This window comes from Cupriavidus phytohabitans (assembly GCF_000426345.1).
GTDB lineage: Bacteria > Pseudomonadota > Gammaproteobacteria > Burkholderiales > Burkholderiaceae > Cupriavidus.
In genome coordinates this window covers 68,641-89,030 of record NZ_AUFE01000015.1, presented here as the reverse complement: position 1 = coordinate 89,030, position 20,390 = coordinate 68,641, and the positions used below count along the sequence as shown (strand labels likewise).

General features: G+C 67.4%; 18 protein-coding genes. 10 read left to right on the top strand and 8 right to left on the bottom strand.

Going from position 1 to position 20,390, the window contains the following annotated elements; all coding sequences use genetic code 11:
- Positions 1-233 precede the first annotated feature (233 nt).
- The 5 genes from K309_RS0113895 to fdhF all read left to right on the top strand — a co-directional run bounded on the left by K309_RS0113895 (position 234) and on the right by fdhF (position 8,270).
- Positions 234-1,157, top strand: coding sequence for a LysR family transcriptional regulator (locus K309_RS0113895; RefSeq protein ID WP_029046992.1), 924 nt, complete (start codon positions 234-236; stop codon positions 1,155-1,157).
- A gap of 139 nt (positions 1,158-1,296) precedes the next feature.
- Complete coding sequence (locus K309_RS0113890; RefSeq protein WP_029046991.1) at positions 1,297-1,515, top strand: hypothetical protein; 219 nt, start codon at positions 1,297-1,299, stop codon at positions 1,513-1,515.
- Positions 1,516-2,229: 714 nt separating this feature from the next.
- Positions 2,230-3,549 carry an oxalate/formate MFS antiporter gene (gene oxlT, locus K309_RS0113885; protein WP_029046990.1) on the top strand — a complete coding sequence of 440 codons (1,320 nt, stop codon included), beginning with the start codon at positions 2,230-2,232 and terminating at the stop codon, positions 3,547-3,549.
- A gap of 179 nt (positions 3,550-3,728) precedes the next feature.
- On the top strand, positions 3,729-5,438 hold the full coding sequence (locus K309_RS0113880; RefSeq protein ID WP_029046989.1) for an NADH-ubiquinone oxidoreductase-F iron-sulfur binding region domain-containing protein: 1,710 nt from the start codon (positions 3,729-3,731) through the stop codon (positions 5,436-5,438).
- Between the two features lie 9 nt (positions 5,439-5,447).
- Positions 5,448-8,270, top strand: a complete 2,823-nt coding sequence (gene fdhF / locus K309_RS0113875; protein ID WP_029046988.1) for a formate dehydrogenase subunit alpha — start codon at positions 5,448-5,450, stop codon at positions 8,268-8,270.
- A gap of 101 nt (positions 8,271-8,371) precedes the next feature.
- Here fdhF and K309_RS0113870 read toward each other — a convergent pair whose 3' ends face one another.
- From K309_RS0113870 to K309_RS0113855, 4 genes are all read right to left on the bottom strand, one after another.
- Complete coding sequence (locus K309_RS0113870) at positions 8,372-9,430, bottom strand: AI-2E family transporter (protein ID WP_029046987.1); 1,059 nt, start codon at positions 9,428-9,430, stop codon at positions 8,372-8,374.
- A gap of 178 nt (positions 9,431-9,608) precedes the next feature.
- Positions 9,609-9,833, bottom strand: coding sequence for a DUF2188 domain-containing protein (locus K309_RS0113865; RefSeq protein WP_029046986.1), 225 nt, complete (start codon positions 9,831-9,833; stop codon positions 9,609-9,611).
- A 172-nt stretch (positions 9,834-10,005) separates the two neighbouring features.
- On the bottom strand, positions 10,006-10,299 hold the full coding sequence (locus K309_RS0113860; protein ID WP_029046985.1) for a GYD domain-containing protein: 294 nt from the start codon (positions 10,297-10,299) through the stop codon (positions 10,006-10,008).
- 238 nt (positions 10,300-10,537) lie between these two features.
- Positions 10,538-11,059, bottom strand: coding sequence for a MarR family winged helix-turn-helix transcriptional regulator (locus K309_RS0113855; protein WP_029046984.1), 522 nt, complete (start codon positions 11,057-11,059; stop codon positions 10,538-10,540).
- A gap of 139 nt (positions 11,060-11,198) precedes the next feature.
- On the opposite strand from K309_RS0113855, the gene badH reads away from it, so the two are divergent.
- The 4 genes from badH to aliA are packed head-to-tail and all read left to right on the top strand — an operon-like array spanning position 11,199 to position 15,657.
- Entirely contained in the window at positions 11,199-11,966 is a 768-nt protein-coding gene (gene badH / locus K309_RS0113850; RefSeq protein WP_029046983.1) for a 2-hydroxycyclohexanecarboxyl-CoA dehydrogenase, read from the top strand.
- A gap of 39 nt (positions 11,967-12,005) precedes the next feature.
- On the top strand, positions 12,006-12,788 hold the full coding sequence (gene badI / locus K309_RS0113845) for a 2-ketocyclohexanecarboxyl-CoA hydrolase (protein ID WP_029046982.1): 783 nt from the start codon (positions 12,006-12,008) through the stop codon (positions 12,786-12,788).
- Between the two features lie 26 nt (positions 12,789-12,814).
- Positions 12,815-13,966 (top strand): cyclohexanecarboxyl-CoA dehydrogenase, encoded by a 1,152-nt coding sequence (gene aliB / locus K309_RS0113840; RefSeq protein ID WP_029046981.1) that lies wholly within the window; start codon positions 12,815-12,817, stop codon positions 13,964-13,966.
- A gap of 50 nt (positions 13,967-14,016) precedes the next feature.
- Positions 14,017-15,657: a cyclohexanecarboxylate-CoA ligase gene (aliA, locus tag K309_RS0113835; protein WP_029046980.1), complete on the top strand. Its 1,641-nt coding sequence runs from the start codon at positions 14,017-14,019 to the stop codon at positions 15,655-15,657.
- Between the two features lie 86 nt (positions 15,658-15,743).
- Here the strand turns inward: aliA and K309_RS0113830 are convergent, their stop codons facing one another.
- The 4 genes from K309_RS0113830 to K309_RS0113815 are packed head-to-tail and all read right to left on the bottom strand — an operon-like array spanning position 15,744 to position 18,986.
- Positions 15,744-17,168 (bottom strand): diaminobutyrate--2-oxoglutarate transaminase, encoded by a 1,425-nt coding sequence (locus K309_RS0113830; RefSeq protein ID WP_029046979.1) that lies wholly within the window; start codon positions 17,166-17,168, stop codon positions 15,744-15,746.
- A 54-nt stretch (positions 17,169-17,222) separates the two neighbouring features.
- Positions 17,223-17,972, bottom strand: coding sequence for a 4'-phosphopantetheinyl transferase family protein (locus tag K309_RS36515; RefSeq protein ID WP_051320446.1), 750 nt, complete (start codon positions 17,970-17,972; stop codon positions 17,223-17,225).
- Complete coding sequence (locus K309_RS36510; protein WP_051320445.1) at positions 17,959-18,783, bottom strand: thioesterase II family protein; 825 nt, start codon at positions 18,781-18,783, stop codon at positions 17,959-17,961. The genes K309_RS36515 and K309_RS36510 overlap by 14 nt, the downstream gene beginning before the upstream one ends.
- Positions 18,780-18,986, bottom strand: a complete 207-nt coding sequence (locus K309_RS0113815) for an MbtH family protein (protein WP_029046978.1) — start codon at positions 18,984-18,986, stop codon at positions 18,780-18,782. The genes K309_RS36510 and K309_RS0113815 overlap by 4 nt, the downstream gene beginning before the upstream one ends.
- 261 nt (positions 18,987-19,247) lie before the next feature.
- Here K309_RS0113815 and K309_RS0113805 point away from each other — a divergent pair, with 261 nt between their 5' ends.
- Positions 19,248-20,321, top strand: coding sequence for a TauD/TfdA family dioxygenase (locus tag K309_RS0113805; RefSeq protein ID WP_198030815.1), 1,074 nt, complete (start codon positions 19,248-19,250; stop codon positions 20,319-20,321).
- Positions 20,322-20,390: the final 69 nt, after the last annotated feature.

The following is a 20,390-nucleotide window of genomic DNA, read 5'->3' as shown; positions in this document are numbered from 1 at the left end:
GCAGTCCTGATCTTAGATTCAAGTAGCATCAATCCCGGATTTGCATGCCTTCCATGTCAGGCGCCGATCTCAAAATCCCTACCCGTCACATCGATGGCTGCACACAGCCACGCCCCCATCAAGGAGACTGCCATGACCGGACCGCATGCATCGGTGTCCGCACCGCGACATCCCGCCGCGCCCGACCACGGGTTGCGCCTGTGCCAGGCCGCCGCGGGTCAGGGAGGGCGGCCATGAACATCTCGCTGCCCCAGCTGAAGGCCTTCGCCGCGGTGGCGCGGCACAAGAGCTTTACGCGCGCGGCCGCCGAGCTCGGCCTGACGCAGTCCGCGGTAAGCCGCAGCGTGCGCGAGCTGGAAGAAGAAATCGACCAGCGCCTGTTCGACCGCACCACGCGCCAGGTGGAACTGACTGAAGCCGGCCTGCGCCTGTCGCAGCGCATCTGCCACCTGATCGAGGAGGTGGAGCAGACGCTGCGCGACAGCCAGAGCGCGAGCCGTCCGTGCCAGGGCCTGGTGCAGATCGCGTCGGACCCGGTGCTCAGCTCGATGTCTCTGCCGTCGTGGCTGGCGGGCTGCCGGCAGGCGTGGCCCGCGATCGCGATCCACCTGAAGGACCGCTCGCAGGAATCGGTGCTGCAGAGCGTGCGCAGCGGCGAGGTCGACTTCGGCATCGCCACCGATCCGCAGGCCGCCGATGACCTGTACTGCGAGCCGCTGTGCATCGACCCCTATCACGCCGTGCTGCCGGCGCAGCACCCGCTGGCCGCTGGCGACACGGTAGGGTGGGGCGAGCTCAGCGATGCCAGCGTGCTGACGCTGGACCAGCAGTGCGGCGTGCAGCCAGCGGTGGAGAAAGCGCTCAGCAGCTATCACGTACGGACCAGTTCGCTGCAGCTGCTCGGGCACTTCGCCGCGGTGTTCGGCATGGTGGCGCTGGGGCTGGGCATCGGCGTAGTGCCGTCGCGCGCGCAGGCGGGCGGCCTGAACCCGGCCGCCGTGATGCGGCCATTGCGGCCGCAGGTGACGTCGACCGTCATGCTGGTGCGGCGCAAGAGCCGGTCGCTGAAGCCCAATGCCGCTGCTATCTGGGACGCGTTGCGCGGCCTGGAGTATGAAGACCCGGCTGCCTCGCGCCGGGACACCACCACCGTCTGATGGCGCGCGACAGTTAACAACCGCCGACTGTTGTATTGGAGTCGAACCTCTACTGATATATTACATACAGGATATTTACACATAGTGCGGCGCAGCATATAATGAAAACTCCTGACCACAACGCAACTGGAGTTTTCAAATGGAAGTCGCATTGCTCTTCGTCCTGGGCCTGGCCGCGCTTGCCGGCGGTGCCGCCATGACCATCATGCTGGCCACCCGCCTGCCGATGGACGTGCTGGTGACCGCGCAGGAACATGGCCGCTTTGCAGGACTGGGATCGAGCCAGGAAAGCGACGGAGTGGGCCGCGCACGCCAGGCGCGCGTCGTGCCCGCTGCCGGCGAACTGGCATACGCCTGATCGGCGCAGCGCCGGGCGCTGTCCGTGCGTGTGCGCATGGCACCGCCTTGAGCGCGTCTGGCAAGGATGTAGCGGCCGGCATCCCTTGTTGTTGTAGAGCTTGTCCGTCTCAAGCCTGGCTTGAAGACCCGCGGCCGCCATCTCTCCATCTCTCCCCCCTCGGTGCGCTGTCTTGCGCGCTATGCTGCCGCCGATCCGCCCCTGGCGTCCCGCCCCACGTTCCGCCAAGCCTTCCGCCCAGGCGCTTGCCTTCCTTCATCCTCCCTGTTCTTGGCAGAGCCAGCACGTGGCATGCCGGCCCCTCCATGCCAAGCGGAAGTCACGTTGTTTAAATGTATCAAACTAGGGACTTTCCCCAACCGGTCGCTTTCCCGGTTTCCTCGCTCCCTAATCCCCGGCATGCTGATGGCTGCCACCGGCGCGTGGATTGATGCGCCGACTCAAGGCAACTGCTTGATTTCCAAGGATTCCCGGTACCAGCGGCACAGCCGTTGATGCGGCGCGCGCAATAGTTGCGCCGCAGCATCGGCCATGCCGGCGCAGGTTGCGGAAAGTGTTTGCTGCAGAGCCGCAACGAATACGCTTGACTTGTGTGATATATCACATACCGTATAGCACTAGAACGGCTAAGCTGTTCGAGACCGAGAGTCACGCAGAGGCGTCTTCAGGCGCCCAATCTTCCACCTTGGCGGCTTGCCGCTATAAGGAGACATCATGGAACTGCAGCAAAGGGAGTCCACGTCGCGTTTTGCGTCGCCGTGGGTGCAATTGGTCTTCGGCGTGATCTGCATGGCGATGATCGCCAACATGCAGTACGGCTGGACGCTGTTCGTCAACCCGATCGACGACAAATACCACTGGGGCCGCACCGCGATCCAGGTGGCATTCACCATCTTCGTCGTGACGGAAACCTGGCTGGTACCAATCGAGGGCTACCTCGTCGACAAGTACGGCCCGCGCCCGGTAGTGGTGGGTGGCGGCCTGCTTTGCGCCGTCGCGTGGGCGCTGAACTCGGTGGCGTCTTCGTTGCCGATGCTGTACGTCGCCGCGGCAATCGGCGGCCTGGGCGCGGGCGCGGTGTATGGCACTTGTGTCGGCAACGCGTTGAAGTGGTTCCCGAATCGCCGAGGTCTGGCGGCAGGGATCACAGCGGCCGGCTTCGGCGCGGGCTCCGCGCTGACCGTGGTGCCCATCGCCAACATGATCAAGACGTCGGGCTATGAAGCCGCGTTCCTGTGGTTCGGTCTTGGCCAGGGCCTGGTCGTGTTCATCCTGGGCATGGCCCTGTTCCCGCCGTCCGCCAAGGTCCTGAGCGAGGTCAAGTCCACGCTGAAGGCTGCCGCCACCTACAACGCTTCGCCGCGCGAAGTGCTGAAGTCGCCGATCTTCTGGGTCATGTACGCCATGTTCGTGATGATGGCCGCCGGCGGCCTGATGGCCACCGCCCAGCTCGGTCCGATCGCCAAGGACTTCGGCCTGCACGAGGCGCCGATCTCGATCCTTGGCCTGACCTTGCCCGCGCTGACCTTCGCGCTGACCATCGACCGCGTGCTCAACGGTTTGACCCGCCCGTTCTTCGGCTGGATCTCCGATCATATCGGCCGTGAACGCACCATGTTCTTTGCCTTCGGGGTGGAGGCCATCGGTATCCTGCTGCTGTCGAAGTACGGCCACCATCCGGTTGCCTTCGTGATACTGACAGGCGTTGTGTTCTTCGCCTGGGGCGAGATCTACAGCCTGTTTCCGGCCACCTGCGGCGACACCTTCGGGCCGAAGTTTGCCGCGACCAACGCGGGCTTGCTGTACACCGCCAAGGGCACGGCCGCGCTGCTGGTGCCGTTCTCCAGCGTGATCACCGCCGCCACGGGCAGCTGGCATGCGGTCTTCATGGTGGCCTCGGGCATGGCGGCATTGACTGCGATCATGGCGCTGTTCGTGCTCAAGCCGATGCGCGAAGCCCATGCCCGCAAGTATGTCCACGCCAATACCTCGGCCCCGATGGGCTACCGTACCGTGCCGGAAGACCTGACCTGATGAAGAAAGCAGTACGGCGCCCCGGCGCTGGCAGGACAGGGTGTGGCGGCTGCGATGCCTGCACAGGCGCCACGCCCGGTAGCACAATACGATAAGAACAAAGCACGACAGGAGGGCGGCCCCCCGGGCGCCTTCCTGATCGCACTTCGAACACTCACAAACCGCATCCAGGCACCGCCATGAACCAGGTTGTCATCCCTCTTGAGGCGACAGGGCTCGGCCGGCAGCGCAAGCGCCGCCAGCCCAAGGGCCGTCAGGTCGACGCGGCCGCGCTGGCCGAAGTGCGCGTGGCGCTGGGCGACATGCCGCGCCGCCGCGACCTGCTGATCGAACACCTGCACTGCATCAACGACCGCTACGGCCAGCTTGCGATGCCGCACCTGGTGGCGCTCGCGAGCGAGCTGAGGCTGTCGATGACCGAGGTGTACGAGGTCGCCAGCTTCTACCACCATTTCGACGTGGTCCGCGAGGACGCGGACGGACAGATCGCCGCGCCGCCCGCGCTGACGGTGCGCGTATGCGAGGGCATTGCCTGCGAACTGGCTGGTGCCCGCGCGCTGATCGACAAGCTGCCTGCCTTGCTCGGCACCGACGTGCGCGTGATCGCGGCGCCGTGCATCGGCCGTTGCGAGAAGGCGCCCGCGGCGCTGGTCGGGCAGAACCCCGTGGACGGTGCGACCGCCGATACGGTTGCCGCCGCGGTGCAGGCCAGGGCCGTGCGTCACGAACCTGAGCCCTATATCGATTACGACGCATACCGTGCAGCGGGCGGCTACGGCCTCCTGAAGTCCCTTGCCGACGGCACCCTCGATGCCGACGCCGTGCTGTGCACGATGGAAGATTCCGGCCTGCGCGGCCTGGGTGGCGCGGGCTTCCCCACCGGCCGCAAATGGCGCATCGTGCGCAAGGAACCCGCACCGCGCCTGATGGCCGTGAATATCGACGAAGGCGAGCCTGGCACCTTCAAGGACCGCGTCTACCTGGAGCGCGATCCGCACCGCTTCCTGGAAGGCATGCTGATCGCGGCGGCGGTGGTCAATGTATCGGCGATCTACATCTACCTGCGCGACGAATATGCCGGCTGCCGCGCGCTGCTGGCCGAGGCACTGCGGCAGTTGCGCGACAACCCGCCCGTTTCCGGCCTGCCGACGATCGAGCTGCGCCGCGGCGCGGGCGCGTATATCTGCGGCGAAGAGTCGGCGATGATCGAATCGATCGAAGGCAAGCGCGGCATGCCGCGGCTGCGCCCGCCTTATGTGGCGCAGGTGGGCCTGTTCGGCCGGCCCACGCTCGAGCACAATTTCGAGACCCTGTACTGGGTGCGCGACATCATCGAGAAGGGCGCGGAGTGGTTCGCTTCGCAGGGGCGCAATGGCCGCAAGGGTTTGCGCTCGTTCTCGGTCTCCGGACGCGTGAAGAAGCCGGGCGTACACCTGGCGCCAGCGGGCATCACCGTGCGCGAGCTGATCGACGAATACTGCGGCGGCATGCTCGACGGCCACGCGTTCTACGCCTATCTGCCCGGCGGCGCGTCAGGCGGCATCCTGCCCGCGTCGATGGGCAACATCCCGCTCGATTTCGACACGCTGCAGCCCTACGGCTGCTTTATCGGCTCGGCCGCGGTGGTGATCCTGTCGGACCACGACAGCGCCACGCAGGCGGCGCGCAACCTGATGCACTTCTTCAAGCATGAGTCGTGCGGGCAATGCACGCCGTGCCGCACCGGCACGGCCAAGGCGCTGGACCTGATCCATCAGCAGAAGTGGGACCTCGCGGCGCTGGACGACCTGTCCGCGGTGATGCGCGATGCATCGATCTGCGGGCTGGGGCAGGCCGCGCCCAATCCCGTCGACTGCGTGATCAAGTACTTCCCGCACGAACTCGCGTGAGAGACTGACATGAATGCACTGACCCGCGCCGAACGCGCGCTTGTCGAATCCGCCGAGCCAGCCGTCAGCTTCACGCTCAACGGCCGTGAAGTCACCGCGCAGCCCGGCGAAAGCCTGCTCAAGGTGGCGCAGCGCGAGGGCTTCGACGTCCCGCACCTGTGCTACAAGGACGGCCTCGAGCCCGCCGGCAACTGCCGCGCCTGCATGGTGGAGATCCAGGGCGAGCGCGTGCTGGCCCCGTCCTGCTGCCGCTATCCCGCCGCAGGGATGCAGGTGCAGACCGAATCCGAACGCGCCCGCCGCGCCCAGCGCACCGTGCTGGAGCTGCTGCAGTCGGACATGCCGGAAGCGGAATACACGCGCCACAACGAACTCGACCAGTGGGCGGCGAAGCTGGAAGTCGGCAAGCCGCGCTTTGCCCCGCGCGAGCGCGTGGGGGCGGACCTGTCGCACCCGGCCATCGCTGTCAACCTCGATGCCTGCATCCAGTGCACCCGCTGCCTGCGCGCCTGCCGCGACGAGCAGGTCAACGACGTCATCGGCCTGGCACTGCGCGGCGATCAGGCCCGCATCGTGTTCGACATGGACGATCCCATGGGCGCCTCCACCTGCGTCGCCTGCGGCGAATGCGTGCAGGCCTGTCCGACCGGCGCACTGATGCCCGCGCGCGACGTGGCCCTGGCCGTTCCCGACAAGCAGGTCGAATCGGTGTGCGCGTATTGCGGCGTGGGCTGCCAGCTGACCTACAACGTCAAGGACAACCGCATCCTGTTCGTGGAAGGCCGCGACGGTCCCGCCAACCACCAGCGGCTGTGCGTGAAGGGCCGCTACGGCTTCGATTACGTGCAGCACCCGCAGCGGCTGACCGTGCCGCTGGTGCGCCGCGAAGGCGTGCCCAAGCGCGGCGATTTCGTCATGGACCCGGACCACGTCATGGACGTGTTCCGCGAAGCCTCCTGGGAAGAGGCGCTGGCGCTCGCCGGCGGCAAGCTCGCGCAGATCCGCGACACGCATGGCAAGCGCGCGCTGGCGGGCTTTGGCTCGGCCAAGGGCAGCAACGAAGAGGCCTACCTGTTCCAGAAGCTGGTGCGCACCGGCTTTGGCAGCAACAACGTCGACCATTGCACGCGGCTGTGCCATGCCTCGTCGGTGGCGGCGCTGCTGGAAGGCATCGGCTCGGGCGCGGTGTCGAACCCGGTAATGGATGTCGACAAGGCCGAGGTCGTGATCGTGATCGGCGCCAACCCGACCGTGAACCACCCGGTCGCGGCAAGCTGGATCAAGAACGCCGTGAAGAACGGCACCAAACTGATCGTGGCCGATCCGCGCCGCTCCGACCTGGCGCGCTTCGCCTGGCGCTTCCTGCAGTTCAAGCCCGATGCCGACGTGGCGCTGCTCAACGCGATGATGCATGTGATCGTCGGCGAGGGCCTGGTGGACCGCGACTTCATCGACAGCCGCACCATCGGCTTCGACGAACTGCAGCGCAACGTCGCCGCGTACAGTCCCGAGCTGATGGCGCCGATCTGCGGCATCGACGCCGAAACCATCCGCGAGGTCGCCCGCGCCTATGCGACCTCGAAGGGCTCGATGATCCTGTGGGGCATGGGCGTGTCGCAGCACGTGCATGGCACCGACAACGCGCGCTGCCTGATCGCGCTGGCGCTGATGACCGGCCAGATCGGCCGGCCCGGCACCGGGCTGCATCCGCTGCGCGGGCAGAACAACGTGCAGGGCGCTTCCGATGCGGGGCTGATCCCCATGATGTATCCGGACTACCGGCGCGTCGACGATCCGGTGGCGATCGCCAGTTTCGAAGCGCTTTGGGGCATGCCGCTGGACCGCCAGCCGGGCCTGACCGTGGTGGAGGTCATGCAGGCGATCGAGCGCGGCGAAGTGCGCGGCATGTACATCATGGGCGAGAACCCGGCGATGTCCGACCCCGACGCCGAGCATGCCCGCGAGGCGCTGGCGTCGCTCGATCACCTGGTGGTGCAGGACATCTTCCTGACCGAGACGGCGTACCTGGCGGACGTGGTGCTGCCGGCATCGGCGTTCCCGGAGAAGACCGGCACCTTCACCAACACCGACCGCACCGTGCAGCTCGGCCGGCAGGCGCTCGAACCGCCCGGGCAGGCGCGGCAGGACCTGTGGATCATCCGGCAGATGGCGTCGCAGCTCGGCCTGGAATGGCACTACGACAGCGTCGTGGATGTGTTCAACGAAATGCGGCAGGCAATGCCTAGCATCGGCGGCATGACCTGGGAGCGCCTGGAGCGCGAGCACGCCGTGACCTATCCATGCATGGAAGAGGGCGATCCGGGCGAGCCGGTGATTTTCACGGACAGCTTCCCGACCGCCACCGGCCGTGGCCGCTTCGTGCCCGCCGACATCATTCCGGCTGCGGAGCGGCCTGATGCGGACTACCCGATGGTGCTGATCACCGGGCGCCAGCTGGAGCACTGGCATACCGGCAGCATGACGCGTCGCGCCGGCGTGCTCGATGCGATCGAGCCGGATCCGGTGGCGCTGGTGCATCCGCTGGATCTCGATGCACTGGGCGGCAAGCCCGGGGATGTGGTCACGCTGTCGTCGCGACGCGGCGAAGTCACGCTGTATGCGCGCGGCGATGCCGGCACGCCGCGCGGCGCCGTGTTCGTGCCGTTCTGCTACTACGAAGCGGCGATCAACAAGCTGACCAACGCAGCGCTGGACCCGTTCGGCAAGATCCCGGAGTTCAAGTACTGCGCGATCAGGATGACGGTGGGCGGGCAGGTGCCGGTCCAGTCGAGCTATGGCGGCGGGCAGATACTGGAGCCCGCTGTCGTCTGAGCGGAAGATGGTGGTGTTGCCCATGGCAGGCGGCCAGTTCGCCGCCTGCGCCGCCTGCGCCATCTGCAGCATCAGGATGTCGACATGGCGGCCACGGCCGGTCACATCATGTCGTCGCGATCCTCGATCACGGAAATATCCCAGCAGGAAATAAACAGCGCAGCAATCAGGGGACCTATCACGAAGCCATTGATGCCAAAAACAGACATGCCGCCCAATGTCGATATCAGAACGACCCAGTCCGGCAACTTGGTGTCCTTGCCGACGAGGACAGGACGAAGCAAGTTGTCCACGGCGCCAATCACAAGGGTACCGATGGCAATGAGCGCGACTCCTTTCCAGGCAGGGCCTGCCAGCAAGAAATAAACCGCGGCCGGACCCCAGACCAGCGCAGCGCCAATGGCCGGCAGCAGGGATAGAAACGCCATCAGCGTTCCCCACAGCAACACCCCGTTGATGCCCAGCAGCAGAAAAGCCAGGCCCCCGAGGATTCCCTGAACCGCGGCCACCACGACGTTACCCTTGACCGTGGCGCGGACTACGGTGGTAAAGCGGCTGACCAGGCGGCGGGTGTGCGCGTCATTCAGCGGTACGGCCTCGCGGATGCGATGGGAAATGACCGTACCATCACGCAGCAGGAAGAACACCAGATACAGCATGATGCCGATGCCGACGGCGAACTGCAGCGTGTTCTGGCCAATGGTGATAGCCTGGGCCGCCATGAACTGGCTGATCCGGGCGGCACCCTCGGTCAGTTTCGCCTGCAACCCCGCTACGTCCGCCAACCCCATTTCGTTTAGCCAGTTCTCAACGAAAGCCGGCAGGGCCTGTACGGCAGTTCGGAAGTACTGCCCGAAATCCCATGTGCCAGTCTTGATCTGGTTGTAGGCAAGTGCCACTTCCTGTGCGAGTGTGGCAATCATCAGGAAGACCGGAACAATGGCCAGCAGCACGCAAACGAGCAGCGTCGTCAGCGCCGCGAGATTTTCCCGGTTGCCAAATCTCACCGTCAGCTTGCGGTGCATTGGATGAAACAGGATAGCGAGTATGGTGCCCCACAGGATCGCGCTGAAGAAGGGCCGCAGTATCCAGATGAACGCAATGGTGACCGCGACCAGAAGGATGTAAAAGCCTTTCAAATTGCGCATCGGATTGTCCATGAGTCCGGCGTACGTTCAGTGCGGCAATCGAAGCGCATTGATGTACGTGTGCGACCTGACGTGGGGCATGCTATCCCGGTCGCTATCCGGAGCAGATCCGTGCAAGGCTTCGACCACCCACGGCAGGCAGCGCTCGGATTCAGGTTCGCCGAAGAACGCTTCCGATGGTGCGCGTCCGCTACCCGTCGAGGTCAACAGGAGCGGTTTCAAATGAGCTCCTCTCCATGATCTGGTGATCTCTGCCGTGGATCAGCAACTCGACCTTTGCTCGCCTGGCTTTCTCCATGCCGGTAGCGATCGCATGATCCATCGAAGTGAATCGCTGCTGGTTGCCGGAGCGTCCTTCTGCTTCGACCGCCCAGCCGTTATGGGTAGGCACGACGTGGATATTCTTGCCTGGCATGGCGTCCCCGGAAGTTGGCAGTATGAGTGTCCGCTCTGCGTCGCCGCCCGGCTATCGGGCGTCGTCTGACAAGATCGTCGGATATCAGGAAGAACGACACAAGGCAGAAGCGACAACGCCCGCCACGCACCATGGCGGGCGTTCTTCATGACGAAAACAGTGCCAGTGCGGCTCAACCCATCTTGCCGAGGATCGCCTGCATCTCGTCGACGTTGAAGGCCCGCAGCGTTTGCGTGCGCACGTTGCCCAGCGCGCCGACCGCCAGGCCGAAGGCGGTCATGCTGGCATCATCCTGGGCCTCGACGGTCAGCACGACGTCGTATTTGCCCAGTGTCCAGTAGATGTCTTTCATCTCCACCCCGAAGCGCGCGCCCATCTCGCGCACCGCGGCGGCGCGCTTGGTGGTGTCCTTGACGGCGCGGATGCCCTGGTCGGTGAAGCTGGCTAGCACGATATAGCGGGTCATGGCGGGATCTCCGGTAAGGATCGATCGAACGCCGTCCCGGCTGCGCGCAAGCGACCGATGGCAGCAAGCCGGGGCAGTGGTTCAGGACTTCCCGGCGCAGCACCGGGGTGCCTGAGCAACCCCATGCCGATGCATATCGCGCGCCAGCCGCCATGGCGAGCCGCGTAGCGGGAGATGCCGCGGTGGCGGCCACCGCGGTGCGGCCCGCTGTGTATCAGCCCTGATACAGCGGCCCGCCTCAGTCCTGCATCGGGCCGCTGTCGCCGCCCTCCGGTGCATCCAGCGCGCGCATGTTGTCCAGCAGCTTCAGCAGATAGTGCAGGGTATGCGTCAGGTCGTTGGTCGAAAATCCATCCAGCGCCTGCTCGTAGTACTGCCGGATCTTCGGCTGCGCCTGGTGCAGCCACACTTCCCGGCCCGGCGTGCTCATCCGCACCAGCCGCGAGCGGCGGTCGCGCCCGTCAGGCGCCAGCGTCACGTGACCGTCGCGTTCCATCCGGCTGACCAGCCCGGACAGGTTCTGGCGGCTCACCATCAGGTAGCGCGCCAGATCCCCGACGCTCATGCCATCGGCGGCCTCCGGCCGCGACAGCGCGCCCAGCACTGCCCACTGCTGCGTCGTCAGGCCCTCCGCTTCGACGGCTCGTGACCCCGTTTTATGCAACATGTTTGCGCATTGGTAGAGGCGGAAGAACAGCCGGTTGGCCAGTTCCATGCGGGCGGTAGTGGGGAGCTCGCCTCCCTGTTCGGGGTTAACCATAGTCATTTCCAAAGATTTGATGCCTTGCGCATAGGGCCGTCCGCACCTATTATACGTCAATATATTTACGTAAATGACGGGGCAAGTGGCGGCGGCACCGCCGGCACGATAGCACCGGAACCCTGAAAGGAGAACGGCTGTGCAAGGACTCGAAGGCAAGACGGTCATCGTGACCGGCGGTGGTGGCGGTATCGGTGGCGCAACCTGTTTGCGTTTTGCGCGTGCGGGCGCGGCGGTCGGCGTGCTCGACCTGAACCCGGAGGCAGGCGAACGCGTGGCGGCGCAGATCCGCGATGCCGGCGGCCGCGCGCTGTCCGTGCGCTGCGACATTACCGATCGCGCCAGCGTCGACGCGGCGGTGGCGGCGGTGGAGCAGGAGCTGGGCCCCATCGACGTGCTCGTCAACAACGCCGGCTGGGATGTGTTCCGTCCGTTCGTCAAGACCGAGCCGGCGCAGTGGGAGCGGCTGATCGCCATCAACCTGACCGGCGCCCTGCACATGCACCACGCGGTGCTGCCCGGCATGGTGGCGCGCAAGCGCGGGCGCATCGTCAATATCGCCTCCGATGCCGCGCGCGTGGGGTCTTCCGGCGAAGCGGTGTATGCCGCGTGCAAGGGCGGGCTGGTGTCGTTCTCCAAGACCATTGCGCGCGAGCATGCGCGCCATGGCATCACCGTGAACGTGGTGTGCCCGGGGCCGACCGAGACTGCGCTGTTCGAGGACTACAAGCAGGGCGCGGGCAACCCCGAGAAGCTGGTGGAAGCCTTCACCCGCTCGATCCCGCTGGGCCGCATCGGCCAGCCTGACGACCTCCCCGGCGCGGTGCTGTTCTTCGCCGGCGACGATGCGGCGTTCATCACCGGCCAGGTGCTGAGCGTATCGGGCGGCCTGACCATGAACGGCTGAACGCGGCCACACCAACTCAAGCGAACAACGGAGACCACCATGCAATACGACGACATCCTCTATGAAGTGCGCAACGGCGCGGCCTGGATCATCATCAACCGCCCGGAAAAGATGAACGCCTTCCGCGGCCGCACCTGCGACGAACTGATCCATGCCATCAACCGCGCCGGCTATGACCGCGAGATCGGCGCCATCGTGCTGGCTGGCGCCGGCGAGAAAGCCTTCTGCACCGGGGGCGACCAGTCCGCGCACGAAGGGCAGTACGACGGCCGCGGCACCATCGGCCTGCCGATGGAAGAACTGCACAACGCCATCCGCGACGTGCCCAAGCCGGTGATCGCGCGCGTGCAGGGCTATGCCATCGGCGGCGGCAACGTGCTGTGCACGATCTGCGATTTCACCATCGCTTCGGACAAGGCCGTGTTCGGGCAGGTTGGGCCGCGTGTCGGCTCGGTCGACCCGGGCTATGGCACGGCCTTCCTCGCGCGCGTGGTCGGCGAGAAGAAGGCGCGCGAGATCTGGTACCTGTGCCGCCGCTATCCCGCCGCCGAGGCGCTGGCGATGGGGCTGGTCAACGCCGTGGTGCCGCACGATCAGCTCGACGCCGAAGTGCAGAAGTGGTGCGACGAGATCATGGAGAAGAGCCCGACCGCGGTCGCCATCGCCAAGCGCTCGTTCAACATGGACACGGCGCACCAGGGCGGCATCGCCGGCATGGGCATGTATGCGCTCAAGCTCTACTACGACACCGAGGAATCGCGCGAAGGCGTGCGCGCCTTCCAGGAAAAGCGCAAGCCGGACTTTCGCAAGTACGCGAAGTAAGCCGACCGGACCGCGCGGAGACGACCATGAATCCCTACCTTGACGAAGACCTGTCGGCGCTGGCCGAACATGCCCGCCGCTTTGCCGATGCGCGCGTCGCGCCCGGCTACCTGGAGCGCGACCGTACCCGCGTGCTCGACCGCGCGCTGATGCGCGAGATGGGCGAGATGGGCTTTATCGCGCCCGAGCTGCCGGAACAGTATGGCGGGCAGGGCATGGGCTCGCTCGCGGCCGGCGTGATCCACGAAGCGGTGGCGCGCGCCGACCTGAGCCTGTCGTATCTCAACCTGCTGGCGTCGCTGAACGGGCAGATCCTGGCGCACCATGCACGGCCGGAGATCGCCGGCCCGTGGCTGCAGCGCCTGACGCGCGGCGAAGCGCTGCTGGCGATCGCGCTGACCGAGCCGCGCGGCGGCTCTGACGCGGCCAGCCTGCGCCTGCGCATGGAGCGCGATGGCGACTATTACGTGCTCAACGGCGAGAAGACTTCGATCTCCGCCGCCGACCAGGCCGATGCCGCGGTGGTGTTCGCGCGCAGCGGCCCGGTCGAGGCGGGCGCGCGCGGCGTGTCGGCGCTGCTGGTGCCGATGGACCTGCCGGGCGTCACGCGCAACCGCTTCGACTGCCATGGCCAGCGCGCCATCGGCCGCGGCTCGATCTTCTTCGAGAACGTGCGCGTGCCGGCGAGCCACCTGCTCGGCAAGGAAGGCGAGGGCTTCGTGCAGGTGATGCAAGGCTTCGATTTCTCGCGCGCGCTGATCGGCCTGCAGGTGCTGGTCGTGGCGCAGGTGGCGCTGGACGAGACCTGGGGCTACGTGGCCGAGCGCCAGGCCTTCGGCAAGCCGCTGTCGGCATTCCAGGGCGTGTCGCACCCGCTGGCGGACTTCGAGACCCAGGCGCAGGGCGCGCGCCTGCTGTGCCTGCAGACGCTGTGGCTGAAGGACCGCGGCCTGCCGCATACCGCCGAAGCCGCGATGTGCAAGTGGTGGGCGCCCAAGCTGGCATATGACGTGGTGCACCAGTGCCTGCTGTCGTTCGGCCACGGTGGCTACGACCGCGGCGTGATGGAGCAGCGCCTGCGCGACGTGCTCGGCTTCCAGATCGGCGACGGCACCGCGCAGATCATGAAGACCATCATCGCGCGCACGCGCGCGGGGCGCGAAGCGGTACCGGCCTGACGCGCTGGCCGGCGCAACGGCTGGCAGCACACAACAACGAGGAGACCGCCATGGATTTCGACGCAGTACTGATCCCGCCGCGCCGTGCCGCCAGCATTGCCGCCGGGCACTGGCAGGACCGTACCATCAACGACTACCTTGCCGCATGCGTGCGTGACCGGCCCGATGCGCCCGCGCTGACCGCGCTCAGCATCGACCGTCAACACGTGACGCGCTTCACCTGGCAGGAGCTGGCGCGCATGACCGACCGCGTGGCGGTGGGTCTCTCCCGCCTTGGCATCGTCGCGGGCGACGTGGTCTCATGCCAGCTGCCCAACGGCTGGCACCTGAGCGTGCTGTACCTGGCCTGCGCGCGCCTGGGCGCGGTGCTCAACCCGGTCATGCCGATCTTCCGCGAGCGCGAGCTGTCGTTCATGCTGGCGCACGCCCAAAGCAAGGTGGTGGTGGTGCCGAAGGTGTTCCGCGGCTTCGGCCATGCCCAGATGCTGCGGGGTTTGCGCGATGCGCTGCCCGCGCTGCGGCATATCGCCGTGGCGGATGGCGAGGGCGAGGACAGTTTCGAGGCGCTGCTCAGCGGACCGACGTGGGAAGAGGCACCCGATGCCGCCGCCATTCTGCAGCGCAGCCGCCCTGGTCCGGATGACGTCACGCAGCTGATCTACACGTCCGGCACCACCGGCGAGCCCAAGGGCGTGATGCATACCGCGAACACGCTCTTCTCCAACATCATCGCCTATGCCGCCCGGCTCCACCTGGGCGGCGACGACGTGGTGCTGATGGCGTCGCCGATGGCGCACCAGACCGGCTTCATGTATGGCCTGATGATGCCGGTGGTACTGGGTGCGCATGCGGTGCTGCAGGATATCTGGGATCCCGCGCGCGCCGCCGCGCTGATCCGCGATGAGGGCGTGACCTTCACCATGGGTTCCACGCCGTTCCTGACCGACCTTGCGCGCGTGGTGGCGGAGTCCGGCGTTCCGGTGGCAAGCCTGCGCATCTTCCTGTGCGCGGGCGCGCCGATTCCGGGCGCGCTGGTCGAGCAGGCACGGCAGGCGCTGGGCGCAAGGATAGTATCGGCATGGGGCATGACCGAGAACGGCGCGGTCACCACGACGCTGCCGGAAGACAGCGACGAACGCGCGTCGACAACCGATGGCCGCCCGTTGCCCGGTGTAGCGATCCGCGTGGTCGACGGCACCGACGCGGACGTGCCGACCGGCGAGACCGGCCGGCTCCTGGTGCGCGCCTGCTCCAACTTCGGCGGCTACCTGAAGCGCCCGCAACTGAACGCCACCGATGCCGACGGCTGGTTCGACACCGGCGACCTCGCCCGGCTCGATGCCGAGGGATATTTGCGCATCGCCGGCCGCAGCAAGGACGTGATCATCCGCGGCGGCGAGAACATTCCCGTGCTGGAGGTCGAGACCCTGCTGTATCGCCATCCCGCGGTGGCGCAAGTGGCGATCGTCGCGTATCCCGACGAACGGCTGGGCGAGCGTGCCTGCGCCTTCGTGGTGCCGCGCGCCGGGCATGACTTCGACCACGCGGCGATGGTGGACTGGCTCAAGGGGCAGAAGATGGCGCTGCAATACATCCCGGAAAGGCTCGTCGTGCGCGACGCCTTGCCGGCGACGCCGGCGGGAAAGATCCAGAAGTTCAGGCTGCGCGATCTGTTGCGGGAAGCGCTGTAAAAGGGGTGCTATAGCCGCCGGTTTGCTCCCCTCTCCCACTTGCGGGAGAGGGGCAGGGGGAGAGGGCCGGCGCGTGTCAAGCACGCTTACCGTAGCACCCGCGTTGCCGCCCCAAGCGCCTCGCCAAACAACTCACCCACCAGATCCACCTCGTCCTCGTCAATCACCAGCGGCGGCAGGAACCGCACCGTCGCCCCATGGCGCCCGCCAAGCTCGACGATCAGGCCGCGCTGCAGGCATTCGCGCTGCACGGCACGCGCGAAGTCGCCATCGGCAGGGTAGGCGCCGACCACGTCAGGCTCGGCACGTTCATCCACCAGTTCTACCCCAAGCATCAGCCCACGCCCACGCACCTCGCCGATTGCGGCGAAGTCCGACTGCAGCTGGCGCAACCGGGTCGCCAGCCGCTGGCCCATGCCCTCGGCATGCGCCACCAGCCCCTGTGCGGCAATGGTGCGGATCGTGGCCGAGCCCGCCGCCATCGCCAGCTGGTTGCCGCGGAAGGTCCCGGCATGCGCGCCAGGCTGCCACGCGTCGAGCGCGCCGTCGTAGATCACCACCGACATCGGCAGCCCGCCGCCGATCGCCTTGGACAGCACCAGCACGTCGGGCACGATGCCGGCATGCTCGAACGCGAAGGTGCGGCCGGTGCGGCCCAGCCCGGTCTGCACTTCGTCCAGCACCAGCGCGATGCCATGCTCGCGCGTGATGCGGCGCAGCTCACGCAGCCAGCGTGCCGGCGCGGGAATCACGCCGCCTTCGCCTTGCACCGCTTCCACCACAACCGCCGCCGGCGGCAGCACGCCGGACTCGGGATCGGACAGCATCTGCCCGATATAGCGCAGCCCGGCATCGATGCCGGCCTCGCCGCGCAGGCCGAACGGGCAGCGATAGTCATACGGGTACGGCAGGAACTGCACGCTCGCGCCGAGCGCGCCCAGCGGCGCCTTGGGCCCCAGGTTGCCCATCAGCGCCAGCGTGCCGTGGGTCATGCCATGGTAGCCGCCGGCGAAGCTCAGCACGGTGTGCCGGCCGGTCGCGGTCTTGGCCAGCTTGAGCGCGGCTTCGATGCCGTCGGCACCGGTCGGGCCGCAGAACTGGATGCGCGCGCGCGCGGCGAACTCGGCCGGCAGCAGGCCGAACAGGTCGTCGATAAAGCGGTCCTTGACCGGCGTGGCCAGGTCCAGCGTATGCAGCGGCAGGCCGCTGTCGAGCGTGTCGCGCAGCGCGCGCACTACCGCCGGGTGGTTGTGGCCCAGCGCGAGCGTGCCGGCGCCGGCCAGGCAGTCGATGAAGAGCTGGCCGCTGGTATCGCGCAGGTACACGCCGTAGCCCTGTTCCAGCGCCAGCGGGATGCGGCGCGGATAGGAGCGGGCGTTGGATTCGCGGGCGCACTGGCGCTGCAGGTAGGCATTGTCGTCGAGCCGGATCGGTGCTTGCCGGGCAAAGGCGCCGGCCGAGAACGGCGCGGGTTGGCCGTGGGCGAGCGTGGCGAGCGAGGGAGGCGTCATGGTGTCGTTCCTAGCGGAGGGCGTTGTACGGGGGCGTTGACTGCAAGGACTGGATCAAGGGTTGGCGCCGGCGGAGCGCAGCGGGTATTGCCGGTGCACGACGCGCGCGGCCGCCAGCGGCGTGGCCACGCATGCCACATAGCGCGGACCGCCGCCGGCATCGTGCAGATACCAGACACCGGTGCCGGCGCGCGCCAGCGGCGGCACGCATTCGGCGCTGCCGGGCAGCGCCACGCGCACCGCTTGCGGCGACGCCGACAGGCCGGTGCCGACCGCCTTGCTGCACGCTTCCTTGGCGGTCCATAGCCGCAGGAAGCCCAGCATGGCGTGCTCGGGCTGCCGCTGCGCCAGCCCGGCGAGCCAGTGCATTTCATCGGGCGCGCAGGCGACGGCGGCGCTGTCGCGCCAGTCCGTCCAGGCCATGCCGGCAGGCCAGGCTTCGATGTCGATGCCGACCGGCACGCGCGACAGCGCGATCACCGCGCGCGCGCCGCTGTGGCTGACGTTGAAGTGCAGGGGCGCGCCCACCGGGGCCGTGGCCAGCACGGGCTTGCCGAAGGCGTTGGCGGCCAGCGGGACGGCAGCGGGAGGCAGGCCCAGGCAGCCGCCCAGCAGCGTGCGCAATGCCGCGCGCGCCGCGCTAAAGCGGTTGCGGTCGGCGGCCTGGCGAAAGGCTGCGGCGCGGGCGTGCTCGTCGGTCGACAGCACGGCCGACAGCACGGCGGGCTCCACCGGCGCGTCGGCCGCTACGTGCCACACGTGGATGTCGCCGTGCGCTGGGGCGGCGAGGTCAGGCAAGCGCATGGCCGGCTTCTCCGCTGAGCGCCGCGGTGCCAAGCACGGCCTGCGCAATGGCGTCCAGCACCGCGGGCGCCGCGTCGTGCAGGAAGAAGTGCCCGCCCGCGAAGACTTGCTGGCGGCAATCGTGCAGGGTCTCGTCGCGCCAGGCCGCCAGCAGCGCCGGCGGCGCGTGAACATCGTCCTGGCCGCCCAGGACGGTGATCGGGCAGCCCAGCCGCGGGCCGCGGGCATAGCGCCAGCGCTCGCACAGCGCGATGTCGGCCCGCAGCACCGGCAGGAAAAACGCCAGCGCTTCCGGGGTTTCGCGAATCTCCGCCGGCATGCCGCCCATCGCCGCGATGACGTCGGCGAAGGCCCCGTCAGGCAGCGTGCTGAACGGCGGCCGCGCCGACGGCAGCGCCGGCGCGCCGCGCCCGGACACCACCAGCGCCGTGGGGCAAAGGCCGTGCACGGCCTCGAGCACGCGTGCGGTTTCGAAGGCGAGCAGGGCGCCCATACTGTGCCCGAACAGCGCAAAGCGCGGCGCCTCGGTGCGCGCCGCGCGCGCGATCGCCGCTGCCAGGGCCGTGGCCAGTTCTTCGATCGAAGCCGCATGCGCCTCGGCCGTGCGCATGCCGCGTCCGGGCAGGCATACCGGCGCCAGCTCTACCTGCGCCGGCAACGCGTCGCGCCAGCCGTGATACGCGGTATGGCCGGCGCCGGCATAGGGCAGGCAGTACAGGCGCACGCGCGCGGCCTCGGCATTAGCCGCAGTGCCTGCGCGCCCTGGCATCACGGCAAACCAGCGCTCGCGCACCGGCTGCGGCGCGCTCATGCGCCGGCCAGCGCGCGCTGCAGGCTGAGCGGGCGCATGTCGGTCCAGACCGTGTCGATATGGGCCAGGCACGCATCGTGGCTGCCCTGGAAGCCGGTGCTTTCCCATCCGGCCGGTACGGGTTTGTAGTCGGGCCAGATGGAGTACTGGCCCTCTTCATTGCGGACGACATGGAAACGCGTGTCGGGATGGTCCCAGCTCATGGCATAGCTCCTTCAGGTGGTGTGGAAACGCTATCGCGGTGCAGGCATCAGTCCGCCGCGATGGCGTCGCGAATGGTCGAGCCAACTCGTAGAACAGCATCGTAAATGATAATGATTTGTATTTCCATTCGTAAATAATTCCGCTACACTCGCTTCACACTTTCCATGTGCAGACATTGTTCGCGCGGCTGCCCCCGTTGGCCTCATTGACTCTCAGGCCGCCACTGGCTTCGCGAACGCACCCGTAGAGGCAACAGGGATATGGACACGACCAGTACCATCGCCGACCTCCAGCCGGACCATCGCGCCGCGGCCGGCGTGGCTACCGCCGCAACCTCAGCCACTTCAACGAGCCTCGCCACGGCAGGCGCGCTGCGCACCGCTCCGCTGTTTGCGCACGGCGCGCTGCCGCTGGTGGTCACCCCGGATGGGGACTCCGACTGGCGCAGCCAGTTCAGTGCCATGGCGGCGATTGCCGCCGAGCAGCTGCCTCGCGTCGGCGGCGTGCTGTTCCGCAACTTCCGTTTCGATGACGACGCCGCGTTCCGCGCCTTCGCCAGCGCCTTCGGCCATCCGCTGCTGAGCTACGAGTTCGGCTCCACGCCGCGCTCGCAGGTCAAGGAGGGCGTCTACACCTCGACCGAATACCCGGCGCACCAGGTGATCCCGCTGCATAACGAGCAGTCGTACACGCTGCAGTGGCCGATGAAGATCTGGTTCCACTGCGTGCAGCCGAGCGAAACCGGCGGCGAGACGCCGATCGCCGACAGCCGCCTGGTCTACCAGCGCCTCGACCCCGCTATCCGCGAGCGCTTTGCGCAGCGCCGGCTGATGTACGTGCGCAACTACGGCAACGGCCTCGACCTGAGCTGGCAGCGCGCCTTCAACACCGAAGACCGCGCGCAGGTGGAGCGCTTCTGCCGCGCGCAGCAGATCGAGTTCGAATGGAAGCCCGACGGCGAGCTGCGCACGCGCCAGCTGTGCCAGGCGGTCGCGCGCCATCCGGTGACGGGCGAGATGGTGTGGTTCAACCAGGCCCACCTGTTCCATGTGTCGAACCTGGCGCCGCATGTGCGCGAGGCCTTGCTGGCCGTGGTCGGCAGCGTCGACGAACTGCCGCGCAATGTCGTCTACGGCGACGGCGCGCCGCTGGAAGACGATGCCCTAGCGTCGATCCGCGCCACCCTGGACCAATGCACGGTGCGCTTCCCCTGGCAGCAGGGCGACGTGCTGATGCTCGACAACATGCTTGCCGCCCACGGGCGCGGCACCTTCACCGGCGCGCGCCGCGTGATCGTCGCCATGGCCGAACCCGCGCCGCCCGGACTGGGCTGAGGCGCGCTTTCCCGTCTGATCACTCCTTGCCTGGCAGGTTGCGCCTGCCCGGCGGATCCTGCCATTTCC